This window comes from Streptomyces sp. NPDC051636 (assembly GCF_044453765.1).
Classification (GTDB): Bacteria; Actinomycetota; Actinomycetes; order Streptomycetales; family Streptomycetaceae; genus Streptomyces.
The window spans coordinates 195,962-215,556 of sequence record NZ_JBITDA010000013.1; the positions used below are offsets into that span (position 1 = coordinate 195,962).

Below are 19,595 nucleotides of genomic sequence, written 5' to 3' on the forward strand. Positions count from 1 at the left end.
CCATGGCCGAGCAGAGCGTCGCCGCCGTCGACCGGATCGACCAGCCTGCGCAACGTGGCCCGGCCTGACCGCCCGACGACCGGCGGATTCCGGCCAGTTTCGCGGACCCCGACACGGCCGCCGGGACGGGAAGCGGGTGCTCCCCTCCGGCGTGACGGGACGCCCGTGACGTCGTACAGCGGCCCGTTTGTCCGGAACGCGGTCACCATGGCGCTCGAGCCGTGCCTCAGGCGTGGCGCACCCGTGGCCGAACCGCTGGTCGTCACCGGCCCGCCATGCGTGCCCCCGGGCCCACTGGGCATGGATCCCCGTGAACGTGTTCGATCAGGAGGGGCAACGGAAAACGGCGTGCGGGCGGGGGACATGAAAAGGCAGGCACGAGGAGGCGGTCCCGTGGCCATCGGGGCCTCCTCGGCGAGGCAGGCGGGGGACAATGCCGACAACGTCACGGAACAGACGCGACCGCCCCAGCTGAGGCGGAGACTGGGACGGGCGGACCTGCGGGCGGTGCCCGAGGCCCGCAGGGCGCTGCGCGACCTCCTCAGGCACTGGGGGAAACCCGGGCGCTCCGAGATAGCGGAACTGCTCACCAGCGAACTCGTCACCAACGCGCTCGTCCACACGGACCACGACGCCGTCCTGACGGCCGTCATCGGACCGCACGGACTGCGCGTGGAGGTACGGGACTTCGTCGCCCGCAGACCCCGCCTGTGCGTGCCCGACGCCGACGATGACACACACGGCCGGGGCCTGGTGCTGGTGCAGTCCCTCGCGGACGCGTGGGGCGTGCGGGCGCACGGGGTGGGGAAGTCGGTGTGGTTCGAACTCGACGCGGAGGCCGCGTGAACGGGGCGGGGGCGCGACCCTGAAGGTCACGCCCCCGCCCCGCGGTGTCCGGCTCGCCGTGACTAGCCGAACTGCTGCTCGAGGTCCTTCAGCTTGCGCTCCAGGGAGTCGAGGCGCGGCAGGGCCATGGTGTCGTCCTCCGCGGTCAGGTCGACCGTGATGGGGTCAGAGCCTTTGCGGACCGGCTGAAGGGAGGGCCGAGAGCGTACGGGCAGCTGCTCCGGCGCGGATATGGCAGGCTCCGCGGTGACCTGTGCCGAGCCGCGCTCCACTTGCTGCACCTCCGCCTGCCGGCCGGTGCCGCGCCCGACGAAGCCGCGGTGGCCGCGGCTGATTGCCTTCAGCTGGGCGCGCTCGACCCGCTGCTGCTCCCGCTGCCGCTGGCGGCGCTCCTCCTTCTGGCGCTTGTCCTCGCGCACCTCCTCGACCGCCTCGTCCAGGGTGCGCACGCCTTCCAGGAGCATCAGTGACCAGGCGCTGTAGGTCTCGCGGGGGGCCCGCAGCCAGCGGACTATGCGGATCTGCGGCAGCGGGCGCGGCACCAGCCCCTGCTCGCGCAGGGCGGCCCGGCGGGTCTGCTTCAGCGCGCGGTCGAAGAGGACGGCAGCCGAGAGGGACATGCCGGAGAAGAACTGCGGCGCGCCGTCGTGGCCGATGCCCCTGGGCGCGTGCACCCAGTTGAACCAGGCGGCCGCGCCCGCGAACGTCCACACGAGTATCCGGGAGCCGAGCGCCGCGTCACCGTGGCTGGCCTCGCGCACCGCGAGCACGGAGCAGAACATCGCCGCGCCGTCCAGGCCGAACGGCACCAGGTACTCCCAGCCGCCGGTCAGGCCGAGGTTCTGTTCACCGAAGCCGACCAGGCCGTGGAAGGACAGGGCCGCGGCGACCGCCGCACAGCAGAACAGAAGGATGTAGGAGGCCGTGCCGTAGATGGCCTCCTTGCGCCTGCGGCGCTCCTCGCTGCGCTCCCACGAGTCGTCCGCGCTCGCGTTCTCCCCGGAGGAGCGCTTGCCGCGCGCGAGCACCGCCACCGCCGCCAGCATGCCCAGGAGCAGTACGGCGCCCGGAAGCAGCCAGTTCAGCGATATGTCGGTCAGTCTCATCTGGGGTCCCTTACATTGGGATAGGGCGTAACGCCCGCCATAGTGGCCCAATCCCGCGAGCCCTCAGGGGGTTTCGGGGCAAGAGGCCGCCAAGGAGGTGCAAGGGGATGCCCAGGGCGGCGTTCTGCTCGAACTGCCGCTTGAGGGGCGGGAGTTGAGTTCGAATAAGAGTAGCGGTACACATGGGCTCTGGGAAAGTTTCCGTGACCGGTGAGGAAGTTGTGAATCCTCTGTCCCGGAGGAGCTGCTCCGATCGCGGTGATCTCAGTGGACGCCGGAACCTCAAACGGCGGCGGTGGCGGCGAGTTTGGCGACGCGGTCGGTGTCGCAGGTGCGCGGGCAGGTGGCGCAGGTGTCCTCGGGGCGCAGCGTGGAGAACATGCAGCAGCTGGCCCGGTCCCGGGCGGGCAGCGGCTCGCCGTGCGGCCCGGTGAGCGTGCGGAAGGCGGCGGAGCCGACGTACGGCCTGGTCGCCCCGGGCAGCAGCAGCTCCAGCTCCCGTACGGCCCGCTCCTGCTCGCCGAGCAGGTGGGCGACGTACCACAGCCCCTCGACCAGCTCGTCGGTCGCCACGCCCCACAGCGCGGGCCCGCGCCGCCGCATCCGCGGCCCGAACCCGGCGAGCAGGCTCCAGGTGCTCGGCCACCGCGGCCCGCACCCGGCTCGCAGCGCCTCCTCGTGCGGCACCACGACCGCGCCGGGCAGCGCCGCCGCCGGGTAGCCGGGGAGGCAGGCGAAGGAGGAGGCGCGGACGGCCATGCGGCCGGCGGCGCGGTCGTACGAGACGTGCGTCACGGGCAGCCGGGGCACCCGGCGGCGCAGGAACCATGGCACGGTGATCAGCAGGCAGGCGGGCCAGGCGTAGCGGTGCAGCCCGAAGCTCGCCAGCACGTCCGGGCGGGCCCGCTGTCCGTAGTCCCGCAGCACCTGGGCCTCGTCCCATGCCAGGAAGGCCGCCAGGGCCGGTCCGCCCTCGGCGAGCGCAGCGGCCGTGACCCAGGTGCCGCCGTGCGGCACGGCTTCCCCGGCGCCCGGCTCGGTGACGGCCAGGTCCGGCCAGGCCTCGGTGAGACGGGCGTAGGCGTCGCAGAGGGGTGAGGCCGGGACGGGCATGCGGGCACCACCGATCGGAAGGTGAACCAGCGAGCAAATAGTGAGCCTTCCTTACTCACGGTGCGGAAGTTTGAACTGTCGCCCGGTGCGCTTAAGGTGCTTGACGGATGAGTAACAACCCGTCGTAATGACCCCAAGTGCCGACAAGCCGGAGGAGGACCCCGTGAAGCAGGGCGTGCAGGGCTCCGCCGGAACGGGGACGCCGGACCTCCGAGCCGGGGCCCGGGTGCCCCGGCAGCCGACGGCGCGGGACACCGGCCGGGAACGGGGGACCGTGCCGCCCCCGGTCGCCCGGGGCGAGCACACGCACAGCGAGTCGCCGGTTCCGCACACCCGCCCCGTCGTCCAGCGGACCTCGGTGCGCGGGCAGATCCTGGACGCCCTGCGCACCGCGCTGGTGGCGGGGGAGCTGAGGCCCGGCGAGGTGTACTCGGCGCCGGCGCTCGGGGAGCGGTTCGGGGTCTCCGCGACGCCCGTGCGGGAGGCCATGCAGCAGCTCGCGCTGGAGGGCGCGGTCGAGGTCGTGCCGAACCGGGGGTTCCGGGTCGTGGTGCGAGGGGCGCGGGAGCTGGCCGAGCTGGCCGAGGTACGGGCGCTGATCGAGGTGCCGGTGATGCTGCGGCTCGCCCGTACGGTGCCCGCGGAACGGTGGGCGGAGCTGCGGCCGCTGGCCGAGGAGACCGTCCGTGCGGCGTCCTCCGGGTGCCCGGCGACGTACGCGGAGTCCGACCGGGCGTTTCACCGTGCGGTGCTGGGGCTGTCCGGCAACGAGCAGCTCCTCCGGATCGCTGAGGACCTGCACCGGCGGGCGCAGTGGCCCTTGGCCGGGGGCCCGGTGCGGCACGGCCGGGCCGACCTGGTGGCGGACGCGGCGGAGCACACGGCGCTGCTGGACGCGCTGATCGCGCGGGACGTGGCGGTGGTGCGGTCCCTGGTGGGAGAGCATTTCGCCGGCGCGGTCTGAACGTCGGCCCACGGGGACATGGGCGCCGTTGGCCGCGGGGGCGCCCGGGGCCGGCGCCGGGCGGCGCCGGCGGCGCCGGTGCGCATCATCCGGCCCGTCAGGGGGCGGAGCCCCCTGACGGGCCGGATGATGCGCGGGACCTCGCAGCAGACCTAGGCCGTCGCCGCCCCCGCGGCCGGCGGAGCCAACTGGCGGGCCAGCCAGGTGGGGACGCCGCCGAGGAGGCGGAACAGGCGGCGGGCCTCATCGCGCAGGCGGGACGCCTCGGGCTCGGTCTCCGCGTCGGCCAGGGACGCCAGCGCGGGAGCCGTACCGACCAGGTAGCCGAGCTCCTCGCGGATGCGCAGGGACTCGGCGAACCCCTGCCGGGCCTCCGCCAACTCGCCGTCCCGCAGGGCGAGTCCGGCCAGATGCCGCCAGGTGAAGGACAGCAGCAGCGCGTCGGAGTGCTCGGCGGCGCCGGCGTGGGCGCGGCGGTAGGCGGCGCGGGCCGCCTGGGGTGAGCGGGTCAGGTTCTCGGCGAGCAGTCCGCGCCGGAAGTCCAGCAGGGCCCGGCCGGGAGCGTCCGGCGGGATCAGCGCGGCGGCCCGGCCGAGCGCGGCCCGCGCCTCGTCGGCCCGGTCGCGCACCCCGTGCAGCGTGGCCGCGTAGGCGAGTTGCCCCCGCTCGCAGGCGGCGGCCCCGCGCTCCTCGTCGCCCTGGGCCAGCGCCTCGGCGGTGCGCAGCGCGTCCTCGGCCTCCTCCCAGCCCCGCTCGGTGTACAGGCACCGCTCGACGAGCAGCCCGGCCCGCTGCAGCGCGGCCGACGGGCTGTCCGGCCGGAGCAGGGCCGCCGCGTCGGCCCAGCAGGCCCGCGAACGCAACCGCCATACCGCGGTCTGGAGGGGATCGTCACCGGCGGTCGTTCCGTTACCAGACATGGCGGAATGCGCCACGTTGCCCTCCCCGAGCACGCCATTGAGCTTTGAGTGGTGGCCGCATTCCAGCACCAATCGGAGTGCCGGGCCAAGGGGCTGGGTGAAACTTTTCACAAAGTGGCGGGGCGGCCCCCGCTCGTGATCCCGCCCGTGATGCGCTCGCTCAGCTCATCCGCAGCGCCAGAAAGAAGTCCAGCTTGTCCTCCAGCCGCGACAGATCACGCCCCGTCAACTGCTCGATCCGCCCCACCCGGTACCGCAGCGTGTTGACGTGCAGGTGCAGACGGGTCGCACACCGGGTCCAGGAACCGTCGCAGTCGAGGAAGGCCTCCAGCGTCGGGATCAGCTCGGCCCGGTGCCGGAGGTCGTAGTCGCGCAGCGGATCCAGCAGGCGCGCGGTGAAGGCCCGGCGGACGTCGTCCGGGACGAAGGGGAGCAGGAGCACGTGCGAGGCCAGTTCCTGATGGCCGGCCGCGCACACCCGTCCGGGCCGCGCCGCCGCCACCCGCCGCGCGTGCCGCGCTTCCTCCAGCGCCCCGCGCAGCCCCTCCGCCGAGTGCACGGCCGCGCTGACGCCGAGCGTGACCCGCCCGTCGTCGTCGAGCCCGGCCGACAGCGGATCCCGTACGGACTCCAGGAGCGCGTCGGCGAGGATGCCGGCCTCCGAGCCGTCGTGCTCCGCGGAGACGGCCGGGAGCGGGACCAGCGCGATCGCCTCGTCGCCGGTGTGCGCGACGGCGATCCGGTCGGAGGGCTCGGGGCCGGTCGCCCGCGGGTCCACCAGGATCTCCTCCAGCAGCGACTGGGCCACCGGCCCGCCCTCGATCTCGGCGCCGTCCCACTCGACCCGGGCCACCACCACCTGCCAGTGCGGGGCCGCGCCCAGGCCGGGGAGCAGCACCGGCGCCGCGACCCTCAGGCGAGCGGCGATCTCGGCGGGCACCGCGCCCGCCTGCACCAGTTCCAGGATCTCCTGGGCGAGCCGCCGCCGGACCGTGCGCGCCGCGTCCCGCCGGTCCCGCTCGACGGCGATCAGCTGGGTGACGCCCTGGAGCAGGTCGAGGCGCTCCCCGGGCCATTCCCCGGCGTCGGCCTCGACGGCCAGCAGCCAGTCCGACAGCACCGTCTCGCGCGCGTCCCGGGCGCCCTGCGGGGAGCGGCCGCTGCTGCGGATCGGGAAGAGGGAGTAGGCCGTCTGGCCCAGCGTCAGCCGGTGCGGACCCCGGCGGCCGGTGCGCACCGCGGCGAGGTGCTCGGCGGCCAGCTTCCCGCAGACCTCGGCGGGCAGCGCCGGGCCCGCGGCCTTGGGGCCCGCGATGAGGCGCCCGGCCGGCGACAGCACCCAGGCGCGCAGGTCCAGGTCCGAGCCGAGCAGGTCCAGGACCACGTCCGGGCCGCCGCCCGCCGGGCCCGCGGTCATCATCCGGCGGTGCCGGTCCACCACGGCCGCGAGGTCACCGGCGCGCTCGCTGGAGACCTGCCGCACGACGTGCTCGGTGATCGTCGCGAACGCCACCGACTCGTGCACCGCGAACAGCGGCAGCCGGTGCCGCGCGCAGGCCACGACCAGGTCGTCCGGGATGTCCCCGAGCTCGGCCTCACCGGCGGCGAGCGCGGCCACCCCGGCCTGCGCCAGGATCCGTACGAACGGCTCGGAGTCCGCGGCGTCCCGGCGCCAGGCCAGCCCCGTCAGCACCAGCTCACCACCCGAGAGGTAGCGGCTGGGGTCCCGCAGGTCGGTGGTCATCACGCCCCGGACGGCGCGGTCCAGCTCGTCCTCGCCGCCGAGCAGCCTCAGACCCAGCGCGTCGGTGTCCAGCAGTGCGCGCAGCCGCATTTCGTCGCCGCCGTTCTTTTGTCCAGAAATCTACGATGGATCTCGGGTGAGGCCCGCAGGTGAGGCCGGGCGACCGTGTCCGCTGCTTCCGGGCCGGATCCCGGTTTCCACAGCAAAACGAAGAGGTTACCGATGACCTCGGTTCATACGAATCTACAAGATGGATGCTCTGGCCAGCCAACTCCTTCATGGTTTCGGTGACTGACCCCCTCGGAGCACCGGGCGGTGTACTGAGTCCACTCCGCGTGAACAGGACATGAACGAGCCGGGCCCGCCGCACACGGATTGGCTCAATCTGTACGACCACCAGACGAAGAAGAGAGCCGGTCATGGACTTCCTTCGCCCCGCCAGCTGGGAGGAGGCGCTCGCCGCCAAGGCCGAGCACCCCACCGCTGTGCCGATTGCGGGTGGCACCGATGTGATGGTCGAGATCAATTTCGACCACCGCCGGCCCGAGTACCTCCTCGACCTGAACCGCGTCGGCGACCTCTACGCGTGGGAGGTCGGCGAGGACAGTGTGCGGCTGGGTGCCTCCGTCCCGTACACGAAGATCATGGAGAACCTGCGCGCCGAGCTGCCGGGCCTGGCCCTCGCCTCGCACACGGTCGCCTCCCCGCAGATCCGCAACCGCGGCGGCGTCGGCGGCAACCTCGGCACCGCATCCCCGGCCGGCGACGCCCACCCCGCGCTCCTCGCGGCGGGCGCCGAGGTCGAGGCGGCGTCGGTACGCGGCTCCCGGCTGATCCCGATCGACGAGTTCTACACCGGCGTGAAGCGCAACGCGCTGGCGCCCGACGAGCTGATCCGCGCGGTTCGCATCAAGAAGGCCGACGGGCCACAGCAGTTCTCGAAGGTCGGCACCCGCAACGCCATGGTCATCGCCGTGTGCGCCTTCGGTCTCGCGCTGCACCCCGGGACCCGCACGGTCCGCACCGGCATCGGCTCGGCCGCCCCCACCCCCGTCCGGGCGAAGGCCGCGGAGGACTTCCTGAACGCGGCCCTGGAAGAGGGCGGCTTCTGGGACAACGGAAAGATCATCACCCCGTCGGTCGCCAAGCGGTTCGCGGACCTGTGCTCCGCCGCCTGCAACCCGATCGACGACGTCCGGGGCACCGCGAGCTACCGCCGCCACGCGGTCGGCGTCATGGCCCGCCGCACGCTGACCTGGACCTGGGAGTCGTACCGCGGCACCGCCGCCCGCACGGAGGGAGTCGCGTAATGCGCGTCAGTTTCACGGTCAACGGGCGTCCGCAGGAAGCCGACGATGTCTGGGAGGGTGAGAGCCTGCTGTACGTGCTGCGCGAGCGGCTCGGCCTGCCGGGCTCGAAGAACGCCTGCGAGCAGGGCGAGTGCGGGTCGTGCACGGTCCGCCTGGACGGCGTGCCGGTGTGTTCGTGTCTGGTTGCGGCGGGCCAGGTGGAGGGCCGTGAGGTGGTCACGGTCGAGGGGCTGGCGGAGTACGCCCGGCAGCGCTCCCGCGCAACCGGCTCCTGCGCCACGCCCGGCGGTACGTCCCTGGACGCGGCCAGGAAGTGGGAGGCCGGGCCTCAGGACTCCCACACCGGTGAGGGCACCGGGCTCTCCCCGGTCCAGCAGGCGTTCGTCGACGCGGGCGCCGTCCAGTGCGGCTTCTGCACGCCCGGTCTGCTGGTCGCCGCCGACGAGATGCTCGAGCGCAACCCGAACCCGACCGACGCGGACATCCGCGAGGCGCTGTCGGGGAACCTGTGCCGCTGCACCGGCTACGAGACGATCATGGACGCGGTCCGCCTCGCGGCCGCCCGGCAGTCCGAGGGGGTCTGAGCATGCCCTCCCGCACTCTCGGCTTCGCACGAGCGGGCGGTGCCCCCATCGGCGCTCCCACCAAGGTCACGCAGGGTTCGCAGGCCAGGGGCGGCATCGGCGAGTCCACGCTCCGCCCCGACGGCATCCTCAAGGTCACCGGCGAGTTCGCGTACTCGTCGGACATGTGGCACGAGGACATGCTCTGGGGCCAGATCCTGCGCTCCCCGGTCGCCCACGCCGAGATCGTGTCCATCGACACCGGCGAGGCCCTGGCCACACCCGGCGTTTACGCCGTCATGACGTACGACGACCTGCCGACCGACGTGCGGAACTACGGCCTGGAGATCAGGGACACCCCGGTCCTCGCCCACGGCAAGGTACGCCACCACGGCGAGCCGGTCGCGATCGTCGCCGCCGACCACCCGGAGACCGCCCGCCGCGCCGCCGCCAAGATCAGGGTGGAGTACCGCGAGCTGCCGGTCATCACCGACGAGGCGTCCGCGACCGCCCCGGACGCGATCCTCGTCCATGAGAACCGCGACGACCACCACGTCGGCCACGTCCCGCACCCGAACATCGTCCACCGCCAGCCGATCGTCCGCGGCAACGCGGTCGAGGCGGCCAGGAAGGCGGACGTGATCGTCACGGGCGAGTACTACTTCGGCATGCAGGACCAGGCCTTCCTCGGCCCCGAGTCCGGCCTCGCCGTGCCGGAGGAGGACGGCGGCGTCCACCTCTACATCGCCACCCAGTGGCTCCACTCCGACCTGCGCCAGATCGCGCCCGTCCTCGGCCTGCCCGAGGAGAAGGTGCGCATGACGCTGGCCGGCGTGGGCGGCGCCTTCGGCGGGCGCGAGGACCTGTCGATGCAGATCCACGCCTGCCTGCTGGCCCTGCGCACGGGCAAGCCCGTCAAGATCGTCTACAACCGCTTCGAGTCCTTCTTCGGGCACGTCCACCGCCACCCAGCGCGGCTGTACTACGAGCACGGCGCCACGAAGGAGGGCAAGCTCACGCACGTGAAGTGCCGGATCGTCCTGGACGGCGGCGCGTACGCCTCCGCGTCCCCGGCCGTCGTCGGCAACGCCTCCTCCCTCGGCATCGGCCCGTACAAGGTCGACGACGTCGAGATCGAGGCCCTCGCCCTCTACACCAACAACCCGCCCTGCGGCGCCATGCGCGGCTTCGGCGCGGTCCAGGCGTGCTTCGCCTACGAGGCGCAGATGGACAAGGTGGCCAAGCGGTTGGGCATGGACCCGGTGGAGTTCCGGCAGCGCAACGCCATGGAGCAGGGCACCCTCATGCCGACCGGGCAGCCGGTCGACTCCCCGGCGCCGGTCGCCGAACTCCTGCGCCGCGTCAAGGCGATGCCGCTGCCGCCGGAGCGCCAGTGGGAGAGCAGTGAGGGCGCCGACGTACGGCAGCTGCCCGGCGGCCTGTCCAACACCACGCACGGAGAAGGCGTCGTACGGGGTGTGGGCTACGCGGTCGGCATCAAGAACGTCGGCTTCTCCGAGGGCTTCGACGACTACTCCACCGCCAAGGTCCGCATGGAAGTAGTGGGCGGCAAGCCCGTCGCCACCGTGCACACGGCGATGGCGGAGGTCGGCCAGGGCGGTGTCACCGTGCACGCGCAGATCGCCCGCACCGAACTGGGCGTCTCCCAGGTGACCATCCACCCTGCCAACACGGAGGTGGGCAGTGCCGGTTCGACCTCGGCCTCCCGGCAGACGTACGTCACCGGTGGCGCCGTGAAGAACTCCTGCGAGCTGGTGCGCGAGAAGGTCCTGGACCTCGGCCGCCGCAAGTTCGGTACGTACCACCCCGCCTGGGCCACCGCCGAACTGCTCCTGGAGGGCGGCAAGGTCGTCACCGACGGCGGCGAGGTCCTCGCCGACCTGGTGGACGTGCTCGAGGACGAGGCCGTCGAAGTCGAGGCCGAGTGGCGGCACCGCCCGACCGAGCCCTTCGACCTGCGCACCGGCCAGGGCAACGGGCACGTCCAGTACTCCTTCGCCGCGCACCGCGCCGTCGTCGAGGTCGACACCGAACTCGGCCTGGTCAAGGTCATCGAGCTGGCCTGCGCCCAGGACGTCGGCAAGGCGCTCAACCCGCTCTCCGTGATCGGCCAGATCCAGGGCGGTACGGCCCAGGGCCTGGGGGTGGCGGTGATGGAGGAGATCATCGTCGACCCGAAGACGGGGAAGGTCAGGAACCCCTCCTTCACCGACTACCTGATCCCGACCATCCTCGACACGCCGACCATCCCGGTCGATGTCCTCGAACTCGCCGACGACCACGCGCCGTACGGGCTGCGCGGCGTCGGCGAAGCCCCCACCCTGTCGTCCACCCCTGCTGTCCTCGCGGCGATCCGGAACGCGACCGGGCTGGAGCTGAACCGTACGCCGGTCCGGCCGGAACACCTCACCGGTACGGGACCCTCCGGGGACTGAACCGGTGAGTCCTGCTGGGGGACTTCGTCCCCCAGCACCCCCAACTGTTCGTCTCGGGCCGTCCCCCGGGTCGTGCACCTCCCCAAATCCCGTACGTCGCCGAAGGCAACGCGCGGGTGCCCCTTTGAACCTTGGGAGCAGGCCCACATGTCCCAGCAGTAAGGCCGCCCAGGGCAAGGCGCGGGAGATCGGGGCCTTCATGTGGGGCCTGACAGGCATCTTCCTGGTCTGTTTCGCCCTCCTTCCCATTGAGAGCTGGCTGGGCGTGCGCCAGCCGCGCTCGCCGAAATGCCCTCCACACGACCGCTGCTCAGGGAGACCGACAGATGCTGGACATCGCCGAGGAACTGAACCGGTGGGTCGGGCAGGGCCGTGACTTCGCCGTCGCCACCGTGGTGGCCGTCGGCGGCAGCGCCCCGCGCCGGCCCGGCGCCGCCCTCGCGGTGGACGCCGACGGCACGGCGATCGGCTCCGTCTCCGGCGGGTGTGTGGAGGGCGCCGTGTACGACCTGTGCCAACAGGCCCTCGACAACGGCGAAACGGTGCTGGAGCGCTTCGGGTACAGCGACGAGGACGCCTTCGCCGTCGGCCTGACCTGTGGCGGCGTCATCGACATCCTCGTCACGCCGGTACGGGCGGCCGATCCCGTCCGCCCGGTGGTCGCCTCCGCGCTCACCGCCGCCGCCCGCGGGGAGGCGGCGGCGGTGGCGCGGATCGTCACGGGCCCCGCGGACCTCCTGGGCCGCGCGCTCGTGGTCCGCCCCGACGGCTCGTACGAGGGCGGCTTCGGCGCCCATCCCGAGCTGGACCGCACGGTCACCGGCGAGGCGGGCGCCTTCCTGGACGCCGGCCGCACCGGCACCCTGGAGATCGGGGAACAGGGCTCGCGCTGCGGTTCCCCGCTCACGGTGCTGGTCGAGTCGTCGGTCCCGCCGCCCCGGATGATCGTCTTCGGCGCGATCGACTTCGCGTCCGCGCTGGTCCGCGTCGGCAAGTTCCTCGGCTACCACGTGACCGTGTGCGACGCCCGCCCCGTCTTCGCGACGCCGGCCCGCTTCCCCGAGGCCGACGAGATCGTCGTCGAGTGGCCCCACCGGTACCTGGAGCGCACGGACGTCGACGGCCGTACCGTCCTGTGCGTGCTGACCCACGACGCCAAGTTCGACGTACCGCTGCTGAAGCTGGCGCTGCGCCTGCCCGTCGCCTACGTCGGCGCGATGGGCTCCCGCCGGACCCACCTGGACCGCAACGAACGCCTCCGCGAAGTCGGCGTCACCGAGCCGGAGCTGGCGCGACTGCGCTCACCCATCGGCCTCGACCTCGGCGCCCGTACGCCCGAGGAGACCGCCCTGTCCATCGCCGCGGAGATCGTCGCGAACCGGCGGGGCGGCAGCGGGGTCTCCCTCACGGGGGCGCACACCCCCATCCACCACGACGTGACGCCGGCACCGCCGGGCCGCATCGGGTCGGTGGCCTGCGCGGACCCCCTGGCGCTCAGCCCGGTACGAAACAGCGCAGGCCGCCCGGCTCCAGGTGGTACCAGCGGCCGTCCCTCCAGCCGTCCGTGACGACCGCGACGTCCTCCGGCGAGAGTCCGACGGACCGGCGGTCCTCGGGCAGCCGCCCCGTCAGCACCCCACATCCGGCGCCCGCGTCCCCGCCCGCGGCGGTACGGCCCCGGGCCGGCAGCCGCATCTCGTGCGCGTCGGCCCCGCGGAAGCCGTGCCCGGGGGCGAAGCGGTCGTCCCTACGCTGCCGGGCGAGGCGCGACCGGCCCGTCCCGTCCGTCACGGCCTGCGCAGCAACGCGTTGACCGCGCGCCCGAACACCGCCCGGCACGCCGCAGCCAGGGGCCGGTCGAAGGCGGAGGGCAGCCACCGCACCCGCACCTCCTCCCGCCACAGCACGCGCGTACGGCCGCCGGGGCCCGGTCGTACCTCCAGTTCGGCCCAGCCGAGGACCACACGGCCCCGTTTCCGGAGGCGGCACAGACCGGGCTCGCCGTCCTGTGGCGGGCGCCAGACGGTGACCTCCATGGGGTCGTCGAAGGCGAGCGGCCCGATCCCCGTACGGGCCACGAAGCGCGTGCCCTGACGGGTCGGCGGGTCCGTGACCACGGTGACGCGGGTCAGCGGGACGGCGTCGGCGTGCCGGGACCACTCCGTGAGCCGGCGCCACGCCTCGTCGACGGGGAGCGGTGCCGTGCGTTCGAGGAGAAAGATGACCACGGCACGATCGTAGGGAAGCGACCTGTGGGAGCGGGACGCCTGCCGCCGGTTCACGCGGACGGCGTAATCCGCGTCACCACCTCAGCCGGTGAGCCGCCCGGACAGGTCCTACGGCCGGTACACCTTCCCCGGCTCGGCCTTTCCGGGCGCGAGGAGCTGGGGCACGGTCACGAACACGTACCCGCGCTCCTTCAGCGCGTCGATGATCCCGGGCACGGCCGGAACGGTCCCCTGGTAGATGTCGTGCAGCAGGATGATCCCGTCCCGGGACGCCTGCGCGAGGACGCGCTTGGTGATCAGCGCGGAGTCGGTGGTCGTGTAGTCCTTCGCGGTCACGCTCCACAGCACCTCCGCGAGGCCCATCTCGCGGCTGATCCGGTGCACGGTCGCGTTCGTCCGGCCCTGCGGCGGGCGCATCAGTGTGGGCCGGTGCCCGGTCAGGCGTTCTATCGCCTCGTTCGGCCGCCGAAGCTCCTCGCGTATCTGCTCGGGCGATATCCGGTTCAGGATCTTGTGGTCCCAGGTGTGGCTGGCGACCTCGTGACCCTCGGCCGCCATCCGCTTGACCAGCTCCGGGTACTTCTCCATATGGCGCTTGCCGAGCAGGAAGAAGGTCGCCGGGACCTTCTTCTCCTTGAGGATGTCCAGCAGTCGCGCCGAGTTCTCGCTCGGCCCGGCGTCGAAGGTGAGCGCGATGCACTTCGCCTCGCGGCAGTCGACGGTCCCGAACCGGGCCGGGGCACCGGCCGCCGCCTTTGCGCGGGCGGCGCTCGGGGCGGTCGTGTCGGCGTCCGCGCAGCCGCTCAGGGCCAGGGCCAGACAGGCGGCGGCCGCGGTCGTCACGGTGAGACGGAACCTGGGCGCCCGTCTTGTCGTCTTCTTGGTCGGAGTCTTTCTGGTCCACAGAGACATGCCGTGACTATACACTGAGTGTATAGTCCGCACGTTCGAATATGCGATATGGGGATACATCCGGTCACCATGGAGGGAGAGGACCGAGCCGCACCGGAGAGGAAGACCCATGCGCTTCCAGGACCGCAGGCAGGCCGGACGGGAACTGGCCGCGCTGCTGCGCCCCATGCGGGAGCGGGGCATCCTGCCCGACCCCGTCGTCCTGGCCCTGCCCCGCGGCGGCGTCGCGGTGGCCGAGGAGGTCGCGCGGGCACTGGACGCCCCCCTCGACGTGCTCGTCGTGCGCAAGATCGGCGCCCCCCACCACGAGGAGTTCGGCGTCGGCGCGATCGCCGGGGACGACCCGCCGCTCCTCGACGAGGAGACCGTGCACCGGCTGGGACTGAGCCGAAAGGAGCTCGCCCCGGTGGTGGAACGCGAGCGCGCCGAACTGCACCGCCGCGAGCGGCGCTACCGGCAGGGCCGCCCGCCGCCCGACCTCGCCGGGCGGACCGTGATCGTCGTCGACGACGGGCTGGCCACCGGCTCCACCGCCCGCGCCGCCCTGCGCCACGTACGGCGCCGGGCGCCCGCCCGCGTCGTCCTGGCCGTGCCCGTCGGCGCCCCCGGCTCGCTCGACCTGCTGAGCGGCGAGGCCGACGACGTGGTCTGCGTGCACCGGCCGGCCTCCTTCAGTGCCGTCGGCCAGTGGTACGACGACTTCGGGCAACTGACCGACGCCGACGTGCTCGACGCGCTGCACACCCACTGACAGGCGCACCCGCCTTGCCCTCCCGTAGTGAGCGGTCACCCCCGTCTGTCACGACTCTGTGCGCATCTGTGGTACCGGAGAGTCATGGCGGGTAACCTCGGCAGACATGGCATGCACGGGGGAGCGAGCCGTCGAATCGGACTTACGTACACCACGCTGGATCGCCCGCATTCACGATGCGGAGGGACGGATCGTGGGCGCCGGGGTGCTGCTGAGCCCCGACCGGGTGCTCACCTGCGCCCATGTCGTCGAACCGGACCGGCCCTACGTCGTCCACTTCGTCGGGGCCGCCGCCGGCGCCGTCCCGACCGTGGCCGCCACCGTCCGCGAGCGGGAGTGGATCCCGGAGGAGAGCGACGACTTCGGCGACCGCGCCGGCGACCTCGCCCTGCTGCGCCTCGCCGAGGCCAGACCCGCCGAGGACACCACCCGGCTGTTCCGCCTCGCCACCTCGCGGCAGGGCGTGCGCATGTACGGCTTTCCGGTGGGCGACGACGGCGGCCGGTGGCACGGCGGCCAGGTGGTCGGCGGCCGGGGCCGGGACGGCCAGGTCCAACTTCGCCCCGAAAGGCCGGAGGAACTGGCCGGCCCGGGGTTCAGCGGCGGAGGCGTCCTCGACCTCGCGACCGGCCGGCTCATCGGCATCGTGCTCAGCGTCGACGAGGGACACCCGTCCCTGTTCACGTACATGAGCCCCGCCGAGACCGTTCTGCGCCACCTCCCGCAGGTCGCCGCCTGGACCGCCGGCCGGTCCGCCGTCGACCCCAAGCTGCGCCCCAGACAGACCACCGGCGAACTCGACGTGGAGTTCGCCACCGAACTGGCGGGCTGGTTCCGCGGCGAGGGCTGGCCCGTGCTGGTCACCGTCGTCCCCGTCCGCGGGCGCCGGGCCTGGACGCTGGGCCGGGCCGTCACACTGGCCGACCGCGAACTGCGCACCCGGCACAACACCAGCCGGTTCTCCGACGACCCGCCCGACACCGTACCCCCGGCCGGCGGCCACGACCTCGCCCTCGTCGTGAAGGGCCTGACGGTCACCCAGGTCACGGAGCTGATCGCCGAGCGGCTCGGTGTCCCCATCGATCCCCTGGGCGGCCTGCCGGAGCAGTTCGCCCAGCTGCGTACGCCCCTCGCCGCCGTCCTGGTGGGCGTCGACGAGGCGGCCGAACCCGGCCGGCTGCTCGGCCTGCTGGACCGGCTCGCCCAGCAGGGGGCGCGCCTGCTGCTGGTCTTCCGCGGCGCGGGCGGCCTCGCGGAACACGCCGAGCAGACCCTCGTACGGCAGCCGTTGCAGGCCCGCTGGACCCGGTTGCGGTCCCAGCTCGACCGGATCGTCGACCGGCTCGGCCCCGCCCTCCACGAGCGCCTCGGCCGCGTCCGTCCGGACCCCGCCACCCGGGAACTGATCGGCCGGGCCGACGACGGCTACCGGCGCACCGTCGTCCTGCGCGAACAGGTGGCCGCCCGCCCGGTCCCCGCACCGCGGCGCGCCGACGACCTGTTCGTCTACGAGGCGGCGGCCGAGCGCCGCAGACGGCGCCTGGAACAGGCGACCGACGCCCTCGACGTCCGCATCCGGCGGCGCGACGAGTTGCAGGGCCGGGTCGCCGGCGTCTGGTCCCTGTGGCGGCAGAGATCCGGCCCACCGGACATCGCACGCGACCTGGAGGCCTACCGGCTCTACGAAACCGCCTCCCGCCTGCTGCGGCGGAGGCCCTGCGACATCGAGGAGGCCCAGACCGCGGTCGAGCGGTTCGTCGCCTTCGGATCGGGCCGGCCGGGCGGGGGAGTACCGGTGGACGGCCCTGACGCGGGGGGTGGGGGAGCCGGGGGCGGCGCCGGCGGGGCCGCCGGCTCGGGCCGGAGTGGTGACGGTGGCTCAGGTGGATCCGGCGGCTGTGGGCGGGGTGGCGGGGGCTCAGACGGGTTCCGTGGCTCGGGCCGGGGCGGTGCCGGTGGTTCGGGTGGGTCCGGTGACTTGGCGGGTCTCGGCGGTGCCGGTTGTTCATGTGGGCCGGGCGGCTTGGTGGGCTTGGGCGGTGCCGGGGGCTCACGCGGGGTGGGTGACTCGCCGGGCTCGGGTGGTTCCCGCGGGGCCGGTGACTCGGCGGCCGTCGGCGGTGCCGGCGGTTCCCGCGGCCCCGGCGACCCAGCGGGCCCGGGCGGCGCGGGTGGTTCCGGCGGTGCGGACGCGCCCCGTGACCCCGGTGACCCGGGCGGTGCGGGCGGCGAGGCGAGAGGGGCGGGTGCCCCACCGGGCGCCCCTGGGCCAAGGCGCCTCGGCGGCCTGCGCGGCGCCGGCAGGGCCCGGGGACCGGGCGGTTCACGTGGGAAGGGGGCATCATGACGCCGTGCAACCGGCCCGGCTGCACGGGCCACATCCTGGCCACCGGCTACTGCGACACCTGCGGCCACCGCGCCGCCGCCCCGCCCCCCGAACGGGACGCCGGGCCGCCGCCCACCCACGACACCCCGGCCAAGCGCCGCCCCGAACCACCCGCCCCACCCGCGGTCCACGCCGTCGCCGGCGTCGGCGACCTCGACCAGCACGGCCTGGTCGTCCTGCCGGAGGTTCCGGTCCCGGACACCGGCGAACTCGTCGAGGACCCCAAACCGCCCACCGGAGGCCGCCGTTGCGGCTGGAACGGCTGCGGCATGGTGATCGGCGTCGGCTACGGCGGGCAGCCGCCCCGGGCCACCGGCCGCTGCCCGCGGTGCGGCACGGCCTACTCCTTCCTGCCCGAACTGCGCCCGGACGACGTGGTCGCCGACGCCTACCGGATCCTCGGCTGCCTCGCCCACGGCGGCCTCGGCTGGGTCTACCTCGCCGAGGACACCCGCGCACAGGGCCACCGCGTGGTCCTCAAGGGCCTGATCAACCGCCATGACGCGCTGGCCCGCCGGAACGCCGCCGAGGAACAGCGCTCGCTCACCGAACTGCACCACCCCGACATCGTCCGCATCATCACCTACGCCGAACACCGGGTCGCCGACCGGTCGCCCACCGGCTACCTGGTCATGGACTACATCGGCGGCCGCTCCCTGCAACGCCTCTTCGACGCCGACGACGTCACCCGCCTCTTCAAGGGCCGCCCCCGCCTCGACCATGTCCTGACCTACGGGTGCAAGATCCTCGGCGCCCTGCAGTACATGCACGAACGCGGACTGCTGTACTGCGACATGAAGCCCGCCAACGTCATCCACTTCGGACACGGCATCAAGGTCATCGACCTCGGCGCGGTCCGCGCGATCGGCGACCGCGACTCCGCGTACGTGTACACGGCCACGTACGCGCCTCCCAAGGCGGAGATCGAGCAGCGCGGCTGGCACGTCGACAGCGACCTCTACACGGTCGGCATGACCCTGCGGGCCCTGGCCCGCAGCACCGAGCCGGCCCCCGGTCTCGCCCCCGACTCCTTCCGGCTGATCACCGAGCGGGCCACCCACACCGAACCCCGCGCCCGGTTCCGCTCGGCGGCCGAGATGTCCCGCCAGCTGTGGGAGGCGCTGCGGGAGTTCCGCTCCCTGCAGTTCGGCGAGCAGCTGCCCGAGAGCTCCACCCGGTTCGCGCCCACCGACGCCGCCCTCGACGCGGGCCTCGGCGCCATCCCGTCACTCGGCCACTGGACGGCCCGGCCCGACGGCACCCCGCGCGAGCTGTCCTTCGCCGCACCGCCCGCCGCCGAGGTGGCCGGCGCCCTGCCGCAGCCCGTCCCCGACCCCGACGACGGCGCGGCCCTGCTGCTGGGCACCTTCCCGCCGGACGCGCCGGACCGGGTCGCCGAGCAGTGGCGGCGCGAGTCCCGGCTGGGCACCGCGGAGACCGCGCTGTGGCTGTGCCGCGCCTACCTCCGCGCCGACCGGCAGGAGCAGGCCGAGAAGTGGCTCGCCGAGGCCGAGACCCAGCTCGGCGAAGAGGACGCCCCGTACGACTGGCGCATCGCCTGGCACCGTGGGGTGCTGCACCTGAGCACGGCGGATGTGCACCGCGCCGGCGACTGCTTCGACGCGGTGTTCCGGGCGCTGCCCGGCGAGTACGTGCCCAAGCTCGCCCTCGGCTACTGCGCGGAGCGGCACGCCGAGACCCGGACCGGCCAGGGTCAGCAACTGCACCGGCAGGCCCGGACCGCCCGGGCCATGACGTTCTACGAGGCCGTGTGGAAACGGGACTTCGCCCACGCCCCCGCCGCCTTCGGACTGGCCCGCGGCCACCTGGCCTCCGGCCGCCGCGACGAGGCCGTACGGGTCCTCGACGACATCCCCTCCACCTCCCGGCACTACGACGCGGCCCGGATCGCCGCCGTGCGCATCCGCACCGGCACCCTGCGCGGCCGGCCGCCGTCCGTGTCCGACCTCAGGGACGCGGCCGGGCGGCTGCCCCTGCTGCGGCTGGACGGCGGCGAGAGCGACGGCGCGTCCCGGGCCCGGCTGGTCGCCGAGGTCCGGGAGAACGTCCTCGGCTGCCGGCCCCGGCAGGGCTGGGGGCCGGAGTTCCCGGCCGGGACTCTGTTCGGGGCCGGCACCGAGGAGGCGCTCCGGGAACTCCTCGAGCAGTCCTTCCGGCAACTGGCCGGACAGGCGCACACCGCCGACGAACACGGCCGGCTGCTGGACCTGGCCAACACCGTCCGGCCGATGACCACCTTCTGAGAGAGCGTCGATGAGCTGGGGACGAGGGGATT

15 protein-coding genes and 1 pseudogene are annotated in these 19,595 nt (G+C 73.6%); 9 read left to right on the top strand and 7 right to left on the bottom strand.

All coding sequences use genetic code 11. The annotated features are described in order from the left end of the window. Positions 1 to 393 precede the first annotated feature (393 nt). Positions 394 to 846, top strand: a complete 453-nt coding sequence (locus tag ACIBBH_RS23480; protein ID WP_399407564.1) for an ATP-binding protein — start codon at positions 394 to 396, stop codon at positions 844 to 846. A 62-nt stretch (positions 847 to 908) separates the two neighbouring features. Here ACIBBH_RS23480 and ACIBBH_RS23485 read toward each other — a convergent pair whose 3' ends face one another. Both ACIBBH_RS23485 and ACIBBH_RS23490 read right to left on the bottom strand, forming a co-directional pair. Then, the gene (locus ACIBBH_RS23485; RefSeq protein WP_399407566.1) at positions 909 to 1,952 is read right to left on the bottom strand and encodes a DUF2637 domain-containing protein; all 1,044 of its coding nucleotides are present in this window, start codon (positions 1,950 to 1,952) and stop codon (positions 909 to 911) included. Between the two features lie 282 nt (positions 1,953 to 2,234). Next, positions 2,235 to 3,065, bottom strand: a pseudogene (locus ACIBBH_RS23490) ((2Fe-2S)-binding protein). A gap of 163 nt (positions 3,066 to 3,228) precedes the next feature. Here ACIBBH_RS23490 and ACIBBH_RS23495 point away from each other — a divergent pair. Beyond that, positions 3,229 to 4,029 (top strand): GntR family transcriptional regulator, encoded by an 801-nt coding sequence (locus tag ACIBBH_RS23495; protein ID WP_399407614.1) that lies wholly within the window; start codon positions 3,229 to 3,231, stop codon positions 4,027 to 4,029. Positions 4,030 to 4,181: 152 nt separating this feature from the next. Here ACIBBH_RS23495 and ACIBBH_RS23500 read toward each other — a convergent pair whose 3' ends face one another. Together ACIBBH_RS23500 and ACIBBH_RS23505 are read right to left on the bottom strand one after the other, a co-directional pair. Further along, entirely contained in the window at positions 4,182 to 4,964 is a 783-nt protein-coding gene (locus tag ACIBBH_RS23500; protein ID WP_399407568.1) for a hypothetical protein, read from the bottom strand. A 145-nt stretch (positions 4,965 to 5,109) separates the two neighbouring features. Continuing rightward, positions 5,110 to 6,783, bottom strand: a complete 1,674-nt coding sequence (locus ACIBBH_RS23505; RefSeq protein WP_399407570.1) for a PucR family transcriptional regulator — start codon at positions 6,781 to 6,783, stop codon at positions 5,110 to 5,112. A 329-nt stretch (positions 6,784 to 7,112) separates the two neighbouring features. On the opposite strand from ACIBBH_RS23505, the gene ACIBBH_RS23510 reads away from it, so the two are divergent. From ACIBBH_RS23510 to ACIBBH_RS23525, 4 genes are all read left to right on the top strand, one after another. Beyond that, positions 7,113 to 8,003 carry an FAD binding domain-containing protein gene (locus tag ACIBBH_RS23510; protein ID WP_399407572.1) on the top strand — a complete coding sequence of 297 codons (891 nt, stop codon included), beginning with the start codon at positions 7,113 to 7,115 and terminating at the stop codon, positions 8,001 to 8,003. Further along, positions 8,003 to 8,587: a (2Fe-2S)-binding protein gene (locus ACIBBH_RS23515; RefSeq protein WP_399407574.1), complete on the top strand. Its 585-nt coding sequence runs from the start codon at positions 8,003 to 8,005 to the stop codon at positions 8,585 to 8,587. The genes ACIBBH_RS23510 and ACIBBH_RS23515 overlap by 1 nt, the downstream gene beginning before the upstream one ends. 2 nt (positions 8,588 to 8,589) lie before the next feature. Further along, the gene (locus tag ACIBBH_RS23520) at positions 8,590 to 11,022 is read left to right on the top strand and encodes a xanthine dehydrogenase family protein molybdopterin-binding subunit (RefSeq protein ID WP_399407576.1); all 2,433 of its coding nucleotides are present in this window, start codon (positions 8,590 to 8,592) and stop codon (positions 11,020 to 11,022) included. 326 nt (positions 11,023 to 11,348) lie between these two features. Then, a complete protein-coding gene (locus ACIBBH_RS23525; protein WP_399407578.1) occupies positions 11,349 to 12,590 on the top strand; it encodes an XdhC family protein in 1,242 nt (413 codons plus the stop codon). On the opposite strand, the gene ACIBBH_RS23530 is transcribed toward ACIBBH_RS23525, so the two are convergent. The 3 genes from ACIBBH_RS23530 to ACIBBH_RS23540 form a co-directional block, all read right to left on the bottom strand. Then, the gene (locus ACIBBH_RS23530; RefSeq protein ID WP_399407580.1) at positions 12,517 to 12,813 is read right to left on the bottom strand and encodes a hypothetical protein; all 297 of its coding nucleotides are present in this window, start codon (positions 12,811 to 12,813) and stop codon (positions 12,517 to 12,519) included. The two genes, ACIBBH_RS23525 and ACIBBH_RS23530, sit on opposite strands and share 74 nt — an antisense overlap. Next, a complete protein-coding gene (locus ACIBBH_RS23535; RefSeq protein WP_399407582.1) occupies positions 12,810 to 13,250 on the bottom strand; it encodes an SRPBCC family protein in 441 nt (146 codons plus the stop codon). The genes ACIBBH_RS23530 and ACIBBH_RS23535 overlap by 4 nt, the downstream gene beginning before the upstream one ends. A gap of 108 nt (positions 13,251 to 13,358) precedes the next feature. Then, positions 13,359 to 14,162: a polysaccharide deacetylase family protein gene (locus tag ACIBBH_RS23540; protein ID WP_399407584.1), complete on the bottom strand. Its 804-nt coding sequence runs from the start codon at positions 14,160 to 14,162 to the stop codon at positions 13,359 to 13,361. Between the two features lie 109 nt (positions 14,163 to 14,271). Here ACIBBH_RS23540 and ACIBBH_RS23545 point away from each other — a divergent pair, with 109 nt between their 5' ends. The 3 genes from ACIBBH_RS23545 (at position 14,272) to ACIBBH_RS23555 (ending at position 19,563) form a co-directional block, all read left to right on the top strand. Continuing rightward, entirely contained in the window at positions 14,272 to 14,913 is a 642-nt protein-coding gene (locus ACIBBH_RS23545) for a phosphoribosyltransferase (RefSeq protein WP_399407586.1), read from the top strand. 106 nt (positions 14,914 to 15,019) lie between these two features. Beyond that, entirely contained in the window at positions 15,020 to 17,260 is a 2,241-nt protein-coding gene (locus tag ACIBBH_RS23550) for a serine protease (protein ID WP_399407588.1), read from the top strand. Continuing rightward, a complete protein-coding gene (locus ACIBBH_RS23555; protein ID WP_399407590.1) occupies positions 17,257 to 19,563 on the top strand; it encodes a tetratricopeptide repeat protein in 2,307 nt (768 codons plus the stop codon). Before ACIBBH_RS23550 ends, ACIBBH_RS23555 begins: the two co-directional genes overlap by 4 nt. Positions 19,564 to 19,595 lie beyond the last annotated feature (32 nt).

Coding starts and splice junctions, on each gene's coding strand:
- ACIBBH_RS23485 (WP_399407566.1), bottom strand. CDS start 1,952: ATGAGACTGACCGACATATCGCTGAACTGGCTGCTTCCGGGCGCCGTA.
- ACIBBH_RS23505 (WP_399407570.1), bottom strand. CDS start 6,783: ATGCGGCTGCGCGCACTGCTGGACACCGACGCGCTGGGTCTGAGGCTG.
- ACIBBH_RS23510 (WP_399407572.1), top strand. CDS start 7,113: ATGGACTTCCTTCGCCCCGCCAGCTGGGAGGAGGCGCTCGCCGCCAAG.
- ACIBBH_RS23515 (WP_399407574.1), top strand. CDS start 8,003: ATGCGCGTCAGTTTCACGGTCAACGGGCGTCCGCAGGAAGCCGACGAT.
- ACIBBH_RS23520 (WP_399407576.1), top strand. CDS start 8,590: ATGCCCTCCCGCACTCTCGGCTTCGCACGAGCGGGCGGTGCCCCCATC.
- ACIBBH_RS23525 (WP_399407578.1), top strand. CDS start 11,349: ATGCTGGACATCGCCGAGGAACTGAACCGGTGGGTCGGGCAGGGCCGT.
- ACIBBH_RS23540 (WP_399407584.1), bottom strand. CDS start 14,162: ATGTCTCTGTGGACCAGAAAGACTCCGACCAAGAAGACGACAAGACGG.
- ACIBBH_RS23545 (WP_399407586.1), top strand. CDS start 14,272: ATGCGCTTCCAGGACCGCAGGCAGGCCGGACGGGAACTGGCCGCGCTG.
- ACIBBH_RS23550 (WP_399407588.1), top strand. CDS start 15,020: ATGGCATGCACGGGGGAGCGAGCCGTCGAATCGGACTTACGTACACCA.
- ACIBBH_RS23555 (WP_399407590.1), top strand. CDS start 17,257: ATGACGCCGTGCAACCGGCCCGGCTGCACGGGCCACATCCTGGCCACC.